Annotated in this window: 11 protein-coding genes; 7 read left to right on the forward strand and 4 right to left on the reverse strand. The window is 43.7% G+C overall.

Annotation, left to right across the window (positions count from 1 at the left end; all coding sequences use genetic code 11):
- The 5 genes from VF412_RS11810 to VF412_RS11830 form a co-directional block, all read left to right on the forward strand.
- Positions 1 to 564 (forward strand): sulfite exporter TauE/SafE family protein (locus tag VF412_RS11810; protein WP_331339449.1); only part of this gene is annotated, 564 nt, incomplete at its 5' end.
- Between the two features lie 142 nt (positions 565 to 706).
- On the forward strand, positions 707 to 1,060 hold the full coding sequence (locus VF412_RS11815) for a hypothetical protein (RefSeq protein WP_331339450.1): 354 nt from the start codon (positions 707 to 709) through the stop codon (positions 1,058 to 1,060).
- Between the two features lie 57 nt (positions 1,061 to 1,117).
- A complete protein-coding gene (locus VF412_RS11820; protein ID WP_331339451.1) occupies positions 1,118 to 2,353 on the forward strand; it encodes a TolC family protein in 1,236 nt (411 codons plus the stop codon).
- Positions 2,350 to 2,784, forward strand: a complete 435-nt coding sequence (locus VF412_RS11825) for a hypothetical protein (RefSeq protein WP_331339452.1) — start codon at positions 2,350 to 2,352, stop codon at positions 2,782 to 2,784. Before VF412_RS11820 ends, VF412_RS11825 begins: the two co-directional genes overlap by 4 nt.
- Positions 2,785 to 2,793: 9 nt before the next feature.
- Entirely contained in the window at positions 2,794 to 5,934 is a 3,141-nt protein-coding gene (locus VF412_RS11830) for a CusA/CzcA family heavy metal efflux RND transporter (protein ID WP_331339453.1), read from the forward strand.
- A gap of 37 nt (positions 5,935 to 5,971) precedes the next feature.
- Here VF412_RS11830 and VF412_RS11835 read toward each other — a convergent pair whose 3' ends face one another.
- A complete protein-coding gene (locus VF412_RS11835) occupies positions 5,972 to 6,871 on the reverse strand; it encodes a DUF6662 family protein (protein ID WP_331339454.1) in 900 nt (299 codons plus the stop codon).
- 41 nt (positions 6,872 to 6,912) lie between these two features.
- Positions 6,913 to 8,265, reverse strand: coding sequence for a hypothetical protein (locus tag VF412_RS11840; protein WP_331339455.1), 1,353 nt, complete (start codon positions 8,263 to 8,265; stop codon positions 6,913 to 6,915).
- Positions 8,266 to 8,717: 452 nt separating this feature from the next.
- On the opposite strand from VF412_RS11840, the gene VF412_RS11845 reads away from it, so the two are divergent.
- Complete coding sequence (locus VF412_RS11845) at positions 8,718 to 10,034, forward strand: carbohydrate porin (protein ID WP_331339456.1); 1,317 nt, start codon at positions 8,718 to 8,720, stop codon at positions 10,032 to 10,034.
- Positions 10,035 to 10,116: 82 nt separating this feature from the next.
- Here the strand turns inward: VF412_RS11845 and VF412_RS11850 are convergent, their stop codons facing one another.
- Together VF412_RS11850 and VF412_RS11855 are read right to left on the reverse strand one after the other, a co-directional pair.
- Positions 10,117 to 10,647 (reverse strand): SRPBCC family protein, encoded by a 531-nt coding sequence (locus VF412_RS11850; protein ID WP_331339457.1) that lies wholly within the window; start codon positions 10,645 to 10,647, stop codon positions 10,117 to 10,119.
- A 22-nt stretch (positions 10,648 to 10,669) separates the two neighbouring features.
- Complete coding sequence (locus VF412_RS11855; protein ID WP_331339458.1) at positions 10,670 to 11,152, reverse strand: SRPBCC family protein; 483 nt, start codon at positions 11,150 to 11,152, stop codon at positions 10,670 to 10,672.
- A gap of 200 nt (positions 11,153 to 11,352) precedes the next feature.
- Between VF412_RS11855 and VF412_RS11860 the strand changes: the two genes are divergently transcribed.
- Positions 11,353 to 12,051, forward strand: coding sequence for an SDR family NAD(P)-dependent oxidoreductase (locus VF412_RS11860; protein ID WP_331339459.1), 699 nt, complete (start codon positions 11,353 to 11,355; stop codon positions 12,049 to 12,051).
- Positions 12,052 to 12,140 lie beyond the last annotated feature (89 nt).

Here is a 12,140-nt window from a genome sequence, read left to right on the forward strand (position 1 = left end):
CGGTATTTGCAATTAGGTAGCGGTGTTGTCGTCATTATTTTAGGCGCTTGGATGATGTTCAAACGCTTAAGACAGCTACGTCGAACGGGACAAAGGGTAAAGGGACATCACCACGATCACCATCATAGTCATGCGGCTGATCACCATCATCATCACAGTCACGCTCATTCGCATGAGGAACACGATCACGACCTGATGACGGATGACGAGCATGCGAGAGCCCATGCCCAGGCGATGCCTGAATATGCAAAAAACGGTGAACGTCCCACACTCTGGCAAATTATGACCTTTGGTGCGGCCGGTGGAATGATTCCTTGTCCCGCATCTATCACTGTGATGCTTTTAGCTCTTTCAATTGGACAAGTTGCATCGGGTCTTCTTGCTGTCGCGGGTTTCAGTATTGGGCTTGCAATAACACTTGTGGGAATTGGTCTGATTGTCGTGATGGGATTGAGTAAGCTGCAAAATACGGGACGGTTTCACTGGCTTTCTTCGAAGGCGCCAGTCTTCAGTGCTGGGGTGGTGATGCTTTCTGGAGTACTGGCCCTCGTGTTTACCCACTAATACCAAAAGAGGCGGACTTAGCTCTGCCTCTTCATAATGGAATTGGGCAGCTATTTGCAAGTGCCCTGCAACTAACGTGTTAAAGGAATGAGTTATTTTGGGAAAGCTTGTTTCTTTTTTCAATTCTCGATAACATAGCTTTGTGAAGCAGATTTGTTTTGGAAAACCGACAGTCCTGTTTATTGCTTTTTTTCTTCTACTTATTTTAGTAGGGAATTCTATTTCGTTTCATGTCGAATCCAAATATTCTGATATTTCTCAAAGCTCTTCCTCTATTGCTCAGGTTCAGTATGAAACTAGTCACCACAGCAAGGCAGATGCATCAGACCCCTGTGACCAGGGTTTTTGTCACCTTGGTCACTGCGCTAAGTTGATTGTTGCAGAATTTGTTGCTCCGGTTTTCAAGGGCGAATTTAAAACTCAATACTTTATACGTCAGGTCTATTTTAAGAATCTTGTTTTAGACGGAATCTTTCCGCCTCCGAAGCTTTCCTAGGCCTTCTTTTTAGTAATTCAATTAAATAAAAAATAATTCGTACCAGAAGGTGCATGTATGTCTTTTTTAAAAAAGGCACTGCTTTCGCTTGTCCTCATTTGTGCGGTGAGTACAGCGCGGGGGCAAAGTGTCTGCAATGCTATTGCAAATTATAAGGAAATTCTCGAGTGTGCTGAGAGCCGTGCGCCCCGTGTGATCAATGCTGAAAATTCATTGAAAGAGAAAAGCTCGCAGATAGATATTGCCACTCAATTCTTGAATCCGGAGCTTTCTCTTCAATCTGTGTCAGAAAATTTCGGCTCTACAAATAATAGTGAGACCGATGTGTCTCTTTTGTTTCCCATTGAATGGGGCGGACGACGATCTTCAAGGAAGTCTGTGGCAAGTGCTGAAGAAATGAAGGCCCGTTATGAACTCACGTTCGCAAAGGCTCAAACTCGACGGGAAGTTCTGTTGAAGCTATTTCGGCTCAAGCAAATCAACGAAGAGCTGTCCGTGATAGATGAATCGATTTCTACGTTTTCTAAGCTGGTGAAACAATATGAGTCACGTCCTGCAAGATCTCCGGAGCAAGAAGTTTCATTGACCGTATTCAAAATGGCTAAAGATGAGTATGGCTTAAAAAAAATCGGGTTCTCTGAAGAACTTGGAGTGTTGAATTCCTATTTCGAAGTCGCGGTGGGAATGTCAGTGGATCAGATAAATAAAGTTTCCATGGCCTCTTTCGTTTGGCCTCAAGCGGGACATTCGGTGAATCTTGAGAATTCACCTCTTTTGACCCCTTCTATTTTGGACATTGAAAGTGCCAAGGCGGTCTTATCTCAGGAAGAAGCTCATGCTTATCCGATTCTAAGCGTGGGGCCTTCTGCGAAATTCATAAAGGATTCAGGTCGAGATCTTCAGCAGTGGGGGCTCAGTATTAGCGCGCCTCTTCCAGTTTTCAACCTGAATGGGGCTGGCCGACGAGCGGCTCAGGTCTCAGTTGAGGCTGCTGAAAAGAAGCGACAACTTATTTTGCACCAGCTTGAATTGGAAAGAAAACGTCTTGGCGATTTGTACTCTAAAGAGGTGGCGGCATTGTCAGTTTCTCCGACAACTGAAGTATTGGATCAAAGACACAAGAAAGTGGAAACTCTTTTCTTAAAGGGACTCGTTCCTAGTTCATTAGTCATAGAGGCTCATCGATCTATCTTTGAATTACAGAAAACAAGAAACGAGCATCAGATAAAAGCTCTTGAGACGCTATTGAGTCTTGAGTTTATGGATGGGAAAGTTTTGGGGACTTCATTATGAAAATCGCAAAAGTGTTTATAGCTGTTTTTATTTTGAGTTCGTTAAGTCATGCAAATGAAGATGAGCAGGCTGGAACTAAGATAGGGCCAGATAAGGGAATCACTGAAGTTAGTGACTCGGAGGGATTCAAGTTGTCTCAAGAAGCCTTAAAGAATTTCGATTTAAAGACACTAAAACTATCAAGCGGTCCTTTTTGGAGAATTCCAGCCACTGCTGTTTTATCTTCGGGCGAAGAGACCAATCTTTATCGTCTACGCCACGGTTTTTATAAGCGTGTGGATTTTAGTCTTTTGGAGTGCTCCGGTGATTTTGTGAAAGTTCAATCGAAAGATCTTCAAAAAGACGACGAAGTCGTCATCGAAGGAATTGGATTTCTTAGAATCGCGGAACTTGCTGCAACTGGCGATGCTTCACAAGAGCACGGACACTAAGGAATTTATATGATAAATAAAATCATTCATTTTTCAGTCTATAATCGGATCATTGTTCTTGTATTTACTGTCGCATTGGCCTTGGCGGGGCTTTATGCCTTTCAAAGTCTTCCGATTGATGCCGTACCGGATATCACAAATAACCAGGTTCAGATCAATACAACGATTGATGGGCTTGCTCCGGAAGAAATTGAACGTTCGATCACGTTTCCCGTGGAATCTTCGATGAGAGGGATTGCGGGAGTGCAAGAAGTTCGATCCATCACACGTTTTGGCATATCGCAGGTAACGGTTGTTTTTAAGGACTCAGTCGAGATTTATCGAGCAAGACAAATGGTTACAGAGCGTTTACAAGGAGTTCTTGCTGAACTGCCTCGAGGTGCGGAAGCGAAGCTGGGACCGGTATCCACAGGTCTTGGAGAGATTTTTCAGTACACACTAGATTATAAAAATCCTGAGACAGATCCGGGATTACGGTTGAAGCAGATGATGGAATTAAAGTCGCTTCAAGAGTGGTTTGTGAAACCGCGCCTGTTAACCGTTGAAGGGGTCGCAGAAGTTAATACCAACGGAGGATTTGAAAAACAGTATCATGTTCACCCTGATATCAAAAAGATGTCTTCCTTTGGTGTGCACTTTGATGAAGTTGTGAGTGCACTTGAAAAAGTAAATCGAAATGTTGGCGGCGGGTATATCTCTCAAAGTGCAGAGCAGTTTTTAGTTCAAGGAGTAGGCCTTTTTAAATCCATTCAAGACATTGAGAATGTGTCAGTGAAGCAATTGGATTCCTTCCGCGTGATCCGGTTGAAAGACATAGCAAATGTGACCTTGGGAAAAGAGCTTAGAACTGGCGCCGCAACCCATAACGGCAGAGAAACAGTATTAGGAACTGTGATGATGTTACTTGGGGAAAACAGCAGAACTATTTCAACCAAAGTAAAAGACAAAGTGGACGAGATTCAAAAGACTTTGCCTAGCGGAATCGAAATGAAGGTTGTCTACAATCGTTCTGACTTGGTGAACGCGACGCTTGGAACGGTGGAACACAATCTTATAATGGGGGCTACTCTTGTTATTATTGTTCTGTTCTTATTGATTGGAAATATGCGAGCGGCTGTCATTACGGCGTTTACGATTCCTCTTTCGCTATTGGCGACATTTTTGATAATGAAACCGCTAGGGTTTTCCGGAAACTTAATGAGCCTGGGAGCTCTGGACTTCGGTATCATTGTGGACGGTACTGTTATTTTAATAGATAACTGTGTTCGCTATATCCACGAGAAAAGAAAATTATTAGGACGCTCGTTGAATGCAGATGAAGTTCAGGCGGCGGTCTATGAAGCAGCCGTTGAAGTGAGAGTGGCCGCTGGTTTCGGGGAATTGATTGTCATTGCCGTATTTCTTCCTATTTTTGCATTGACCGGCGTCGAGGGAAAGATGTTTACGCCGATGGCTGCAACATTCGCGATCGCCGTGGCATCTGCGCTGGTACTTTCATTTACAACGGCACCGGCATTGGCCTCTTTAATTTTAAAAGGAAACGCTGAAGATAAAGAACCAAGACTCATGGCATGGGTTCATAAAATCTATGAACCGATTTTGGAGCTCAGCCTAAGACATCGTAAAGCAGCAATTGCCGGGTCTGTAATAGCCATAGTTATCGGGGCGGGGCTTTTTGCAATTCGTGGTGCCGAGTTTTTGCCTCAACTCAGTGAGGGCTCATTTGCTTTTCATATGATCAGGCCTGTCAATATCAGCCTGGATCAATCGATCACTTTTCAAACGAAGGCTGATGCGATCATCAAGGAGTTTCCTGAAGTGCGCGATGTCTTTTCGCGTATTGGAACTGGTGAAGTCGCAACAGATCCCATGGGTGTTAATATCTCGGACACTTACATCATGCTAAAGGATAAATCTCAGTGGCCAAAATCCCACGATGGGAAAGATCATAATTATGAGTCTTTGGTAAATGCGATTGTAGCTCGCTTGGAAAAGGAGTTGCCTGGACAAAATTATTTAGCTTCTCAGCCGATTCAAATGCGCTTTAACGAACTTCTCGAGGGAACAAGGGCCGACGTTTCGGTGAAAGTCTTTGGTCCGGACTTGCAAACCAATATGAATCTGGCCAAGGAAATTCAAGAAGTTGTCGCAAAAGTACCCGGGGCGGGGGATGTTGAAGTGGATCTTGCCGGAACAAGTCCCGTCTTAAAAATTGAACCCATTGAAGGGGCATTAAGAAAATATGGTGCTAATTCCGCAGACGTTCTGAGCACCATTGCCATTGCTATTGGCGGGCAGGATGCGGGATATCTTTATGAGAGCGAAAGAAAGTATCCCATTGTCATTCGTCTTGCAGAAAAAGATCGATCTGATTTGCAGACGATTCGAAATTTGCCAGTGGCATTGGGGGCGAATTCGACAACGCCATTGTCAAATCTGGCAACGTCGCGATTTTCCGAAACCTTTGGATCCATCAATCGCGAGGATTCGGCTCGTCGTTCTGCAGTTTTGATCAATCTTCGTGGTCGAGATACCGAAGGTTTTGTGAACGAGGCAAAGAAGATCGTTGAACAGAACATAAAGCTGCCCCAAGGATACTATTTGCAATGGGGTGGTAACTTCAAAAACTTGCAAGAAGCGCGCAGTAGATTATTGGTATTAACACCGATTGCATTGATCCTGGTTCTGTTGATGATTTATGCGGCTTTTAGAAGCGTCGGGCAAACAGCATTGATTTTCTCGTGTATTCCCTTCGCCTTGGTCGGTGGAGTTTTAGGGCTTATTGCTAACGGCTTACCTTTTAGCATTTCAGCGGGAATTGGTTTTATTGCCCTGTCTGGAATCGCAGTTTTGAATGGAGTGGTTTTGGTGAATTACTTCAATCATTTAAAGACAGAGGGAAGGTCAGGAAAAGAACTTGTTATTACAGGGGCCTTGATTCGACTGAGGCCTGTGCTGATGACGGCTCTTGTTGCGATCTTTGGTTTTTTACCAATGATGCTCTCTCAAGGGATTGGAGCTGAGGTGCAAAGACCCTTGGCGTCCGTCGTGATCGGAGGAATTATATCCTCCACGATTTTAACTTTGATTGTTCTGCCGATTCTTTATTCTGTTTTCGAAAATAAATTTAAAGAGCGAACTGCTCGTTAGTAAAAAAAAGCCCAGCATTTTTGCTGGGCTTTTTTATTTAAAAGTAGAATCCAATTTTTGCACGTAAACGATATCGTTCGTTATCCACGTCCAAGTTGTAACCGTCGACGACAACTCCTGGTGTTGTTGAAACATGCTCTTTAGACCATGGCATTTGTGCAAGAGCTGTGAAAGTCACAAAATAAGATTTTGCGCCGTAGTGAATGTTGGGACCTAGATAATAAGCGTCGTTGGCCATATCTATAAAATTAAGACTGTTTCGCTCTTGCTCGTTGACGAACTCAGCGCCAACCCACCAGTTGGAAGTGAAGCGATAAGACATCGCTAAGCTGTAGTTCACGTCTGTTTCCATATTCCACTCGTCAGGTGTATTGGGCGTCTCAGACGGCACCAAGCGGAACTCGGGCGCATATGTGAAGTTGAAAGCCAATGTCAGTGTGTCATCAAAAAAGTTTTTTTGAAGAATAAGGCGGTTTTCAAGCTCGAGGAATTTTTCGCCAATTGTGGGCTCTACATAAAGAGCGACACCGATGCCGTCTTTGTAAGGGCTCAACAGACGATAGATAGCCTCTGCAGAAACTCCAAGGAGACGAGTTGATGTGTAGTGTTCATCAGCACCTGGGTTATCCATGGAAAATTGTTCGGGCGGCGTCGTCGCTCCGTTGGGACCGTTATGATAAGCTTGTGTCCAAGCGTAAGAGGCATAGAGAGCTAGTTGAAAGTCATCAGTGAGACCGTATTCAAACGCTGTCTTGCCTTCAATCATGTCAAAGGTTCCGGATTGTTTTTTTGTGCGCCAAGTTAGCCACTGTTCGACTTCTTTCGCGCCCTGCGGAAGCAAGTCTGTGGTGTATGTGAAGCTAAATTGACTTTCCGCGGCTTTTGCCGTGGTGCAGGCAAGCAAACCAATGAACAGAAGTGAAGTAATTAAACGCACAAAAACCCTCCAAAAGGAGGATTTTATTAGCGCATTTGATTCTAGTTGTCGAGGCTATAATGATGCCACGCTTGATAGTTTGTATTTAACTTATTCGCGGAATCCTTTTCGTATTCACGATAAAGAGTCATGACTTCTTGATGGAAATTAGAATGGGCAGAGTGGGATCGACTCCCTAGAGCCCCCAGGATATCAAAGAGGCAAAATACGATCAGAACCGATGCAAAGATCCATTGAAATTTCCTAGGGGGTAGTTTGGTTCTTAGTTTGGAAAAGCCGAGCGTCATCAGTACGGTGATGACCGGAAAACATAAAATTAAATGCCAGTGATTCAGTTCTACTGGTGAAAGAGCAACGGCTAAAAGCATGGCGAAGAAAAGATAGAATGCATAGAGATTGATTCGCTCCTCTTTGACAACTTGCGTGCGATCGACAGCATCTCTTTGAAATGGATGTTCTGTTTTCCAAATTTTAAGAAATGTTTGACCTTGAATTTTTGCACTCCATAACAAGGTGATAATCGAGAAGACCCATTTCAAAGAATGAAAAGAGACAGAGACGGCTTTTTGTAAAAATCCCTCGTTCATCCACGCAAAGTTAATTTCGCTGAAAATATGACGACCATAAGAAATCGCTCCATATCGTATCCAGTAAGTGATCCCTTTCAGAACAGGATAGACGAGAATCAAATTTCTGGCGATAAAACTGTGTGAATCTTTATTTAAAGTGACCGTCAATTTTTGTTGAGTTGAGTATTCGATCAGATAAGGAATAAGACTTGCGATGACAACGGCACAGCCCGCAAAAAAACCATACCAGTTGACCTTAACAAAACGGAAATAATAAAGCCCCAAAGAAAGAATGGCCAGCATCAGAACTGAGTAGTGAATTTGGGCACAGAATCCGATCGCTATCACGTGAAAGAAGGTCAGCCAAAAACTTTTTTTCGTCATGTAATAGGATGTATAGAAATGCATGGCTGAAAATAAAAACAGATATGCGGGGTTATAAAGCTCCGATTGTTCCACTCGCCAAGGGCTTAGCCAATAAAGCAAAAGGAAATCTACGACGACGATGGGTCCGAAGTTTTCCTTTAAGACATTCGAAAAAAGCAGAAGTGAGACGAGATGGAAAACGAGAATCACAAACATCGCAGAGTAAGGCGAAAAGTACCAGCTCATAGGCAGGGCTGTGATCACGGTCAAAAAACTGCCCGGAACAAAACCGACACCGGTTCCGGCATTGCCGAAGTTGGTAAGAACTCCGGTGTCTATGTACTTGAACGCCTTTAAAAGGATTTGCACGTGATCGTTATGCAAAGTCAGTGTGTAGAAAAATAAGCAGCTGAAAGCAATACCTAGAAATAAAAGCCCGGGCTTTAGCATGCGACTCATAAGTGAACCTTTTTTAAGGATAGTGATAACCTAAGAAACTTTAAAAGCTCCATTCAGTCACGTTACGTGATTATTGCGATAACATTACACAAAAATCTCTGGGAATGAGTGGCTGCCCCCATCTTAAAACACAATCTTGAATGAGGCAGACAGAAAACTAACTTGATCGATCCATCGTCGAGTGCTGCATATACAGCCCCAGGCCTAGAAATGGACGCAGAGAAAATTATTGCCAAAGGAAATGAACGGCGTTATTCCGAATTACTTTTATTTCACATGAACGAGAAGGAGATTTATATGGATGATGACCCTCTTCCGACCATTAATAACTCTCGCTCTCGATCTTTCGTTGGTTAGAGTTATCCCAGTCTTATAATTATCCATTGCCAGACCGACGGGCAGGCAGGCTGCAGTCGGTGGTCTTTTAATTTTTAAGTAAAGTATTTGTATTTATGAAATTTAAATTAATTTTCGTTTTGGTTGTGTCCCTTTTTAACCTTGGCGCGTTGGCCCAAGAGGTTCGTCCATCAAGCTCCTTGTTCAGTGATGAGATCTCCTTTCATGCGCAGGCAACAACCGTTACACAAGGGCATTTTCCTTTTACTAGTCCCTACGAGGGAAGGAATAGCTTGATCAGTCACGAGGATGCTCAAACTAGCATCACCGCCACATTCTTCTTAGGGGCTAATCTTAATCAATGGGGAGAGTTTTATTTCAATCCCGAACTTGCAGGCGGCAGTGGTCTGAGTCAGACCCGTGGTATTGCCGGCTTCTCTAACGGAGAGATTTACAGGGTCGACAATTCGGCTCCTACTTGGAATGCTGCTCGTCTTTACTATAAGAAGGTATTCGGAATTGGAGATGCTGTTGAAAAAATCCCATCAGGGGTTAATCAGATCGAAACGTCATATAGTGTTCAACGTCTTTCGTTTGTTCTGGGGAAATTTGCGCTAAATGATTTTTTTGATAACAACAGTTACAGTCATGATCCTCGGACGCAGTTTTTGAACTGGGCCTTGATGGATTACGGAGCGTGGGATTATGCCGCCGATACTCGGGGTTATACGTGGGGTATTTATCTTGAATACAATCAGCAAGACTTTGCTATTAGGTTTGCCCGCGTTTTAGAGCCTGAGAGTGCCAACGAGATGAACTACGACATGAATCTGTCTAAGGCTCACGGGGATAATCTGGAGTTTGAGTATCGTTACGGTCAAAATCTTCCGGGCGTCATTCGTTTGTTGGTGTTTAATAATAATGCATTTATGGGCAGTTATCAGGACGCTTTGAATGCTCCAGCGGCATCGAAAGATGTGACAACCACAAGATCTTATTCGACGAAGACGGGTTTTGGGATGTCATTGGAGCAAAAGTTGACCACGGATTTAGGGATGTTCTCTCGCATCTCATGGAATGACGGCAAACGTGAATCTTGGGCTTTTACCGAGATTGATCAAAGTATCACCCTGGGGCTTTCTTGGATTCCCCATGCCTTTAAAAATTTCGAAGACACTTTAGGTGCGGCTGTGATCGTGAACGATATCTCTGAAGATCATAGAGATTACTTAGCTGCCGGTGGTTACGGATTTATTATTGGCGATGGAAAATTAAAATATGCTTCCGAGAAAATCATCGAGACTTATTATCTATTGAAGGTCACTAAGAATGCGCAGGCCTCTATCGATTATCAATTCGTAGCAAATCCCGCATACAACCAAGATCGCGGGCCTGCTTCTATTTTTGGTTTCCGATTGCACTACGAGCTTTAAGGCGAAGGGCTGAGGTCTAAATAAAACAAGGCTGCTTGTAGATTTTTTCCGAGCAGCCCAGTCATAGAGAATGTCTGCTGTTCTATTTCTCAACAACTTCTTTAAGATTTTTAATTCCTTGTTCCATCTGACCGCCAATCAATTTTTCACAGTCGATGAAAACAACCATCATCTTGCCAAGAAATCCGTTATCGCCAGACATCGACCAAGTGAATTTTGTGCCTCCGCCTTCATTGGCGCTTAAGTGATATACAATCAAGTTTTCAGCAGGGAATGGCTTGATCATTGTGAGCTTTAAATTCACTTCTGTCGGTGCGGTGATTTTCAAAAATTCCAGTTTCCCCGAGCCAGCGTCGCGGTTCCCCTCAAACTCCATCACAGTTCCAACTTGACCATCAGGACCGATGATTTTTGTTTTCATGTTGGGGTCCATGCGCTCGTAAGGAGACCACTTGTGACCGCCTTCAAATGTGCTCAAGTAAGGAAAAATTTTATCAACGGAAGCGTTGATTATTCCGCTGCGCTCATATTGAAAATGAGCGGGACGTGTTGAGACAAAGATAACAAATACGATAATCAAAATGACAATAACGATTCCAATAATTTTCAACATACGAAAATCCTTTTTTTGAAGACTATTTCTTTTTCACAGATGCAATAAGCTGATCAACAACGGTCGACCATCCTTGTAAAAAGCCCATCTCTTCGTGGCGCTTCCGGTCTTCTGCACTTTTGTGACAAGCGCGTGCCGTATACTTCGTTCCTTGAGGGTGATCCTCAAATGTTAAAATCGCAGTCATAAATGAGTTTGCAGAGGGACGAAATCCTTCTGTTAAAGAATCTGTCCAAACAAGACGTTCGTTTTCTACGACTTCAAGCACGCAACCGCTGTTAGGAAAATTTTGTCCTTCCGGGGATTGCATGTTCGCGTAGAATTCACCGCCGGGATAAAGACCAAGACGCACCTCTGTTGTCTTCCACGGTCGAGGACAGAACCAGTCTTTCATAGTTGAGGCCGTAGTCCATGCCTTGAACATTTCTTGTCTTGTCAGAGGAACAATTTTCTCCAGGACCAAGTCCAATTCAGGATTGATCGGTGTGTCTTTGGATTTCGGCATGAAAAGCTCCTCGTTAGAAGTTAGAGACCGAATTCTATTCTATACAAAGCGTAAGTAGTTGCAAGCGAGAGGAACTCAATCAGATAAGGCCGGGGCGCATGTTGTCTGGCACTTTGCATGGGAGGCAAGTAAACTTGATCGACATTATCTAATTGTAGGGCTGAGAGTGTTCTTGTAATCTCTATTCCAGAGGTGATTGTATGTCTGCCGAAAAAACAGCGCTGATTGTTGGCGCTTCTCGAGGTCTTGGCTTTTCACTGGCGCAAGAGTTTTTAAAACGTGGATGGAAAGTTGTCGGAACCGTTCGCGGAAATAAACCCACAAAGCTCCATGAACTTGCGAATCAGGCAAAAGGGATGTTGGAAATTGAGTCGGTGGATATCACGAACGTCGATCAAATCATTGCCTTGAAAGCGCATCTGAAAAATAAAACGTTCGATCTTCTTTTTGTAAATGCAGGGGTCGCAAACGCACGCTATGAAACTATCGGTGAGGTCTCTACGGAAGAGTTCACCCGGGTCATGGTGACAAATGCTTTATCTGTCATGCGAGTTGTTGAGCAGCTGGCAGATAATGTGATTCCAGGAGGCACCATCGGTGTGATGTCTTCAGGTCAAGGCAGCGTGGCGGATAATGAGACTGGTGGATTCGAAGTGTACCGAGCAAGCAAGGCCGCTTTAAACACACTCATGAGAAGTTTCGCCGCGCGAAGAGCACAAGATCGTTCGTTGGTTTTGATGGCTCCGGGCTGGATCAAAACAGATATGGGAGGGCCGGAAGCCAAGTTCACTGTGGAAGAAACAATTCCCAACATCGTGGATACAATTATAGCTCAAGAAGGAAAAAAAGGTTCTTCCCCCTTTATGGTGGGAGACAGTGAGTCAAAAATGAAGGCATAAGCCCTAATTTCCAATTAAGATTTGGTTACGAGCTAAATTTTAAGAGGAGAAAAGGACTATGTCTTCAGGTGAAAGACTAGCACGATTTA

The organism is Bdellovibrio sp. (genome assembly GCF_036384735.1).
Taxonomy (GTDB): Bacteria; Bdellovibrionota; Bdellovibrionia; order Bdellovibrionales; family Bdellovibrionaceae; genus Bdellovibrio.

Coding starts and splice junctions, on each gene's coding strand:
- VF412_RS11830 (WP_331339453.1), top strand. CDS start 2,794: ATGATAAATAAAATCATTCATTTTTCAGTCTATAATCGGATCATTGTT.
- VF412_RS11860 (WP_331339459.1), top strand. CDS start 11,353: ATGTCTGCCGAAAAAACAGCGCTGATTGTTGGCGCTTCTCGAGGTCTT.
- VF412_RS11850 (WP_331339457.1), bottom strand. CDS start 10,647: ATGTTGAAAATTATTGGAATCGTTATTGTCATTTTGATTATCGTATTT.
- VF412_RS11845 (WP_331339456.1), top strand. CDS start 8,718: ATGAAATTTAAATTAATTTTCGTTTTGGTTGTGTCCCTTTTTAACCTT.
- VF412_RS11825 (WP_331339452.1), top strand. CDS start 2,350: ATGAAAATCGCAAAAGTGTTTATAGCTGTTTTTATTTTGAGTTCGTTA.
- VF412_RS11855 (WP_331339458.1), bottom strand. CDS start 11,152: ATGCCGAAATCCAAAGACACACCGATCAATCCTGAATTGGACTTGGTC.
- VF412_RS11840 (WP_331339455.1), bottom strand. CDS start 8,265: ATGAGTCGCATGCTAAAGCCCGGGCTTTTATTTCTAGGTATTGCTTTC.
- VF412_RS11820 (WP_331339451.1), top strand. CDS start 1,118: ATGTCTTTTTTAAAAAAGGCACTGCTTTCGCTTGTCCTCATTTGTGCG.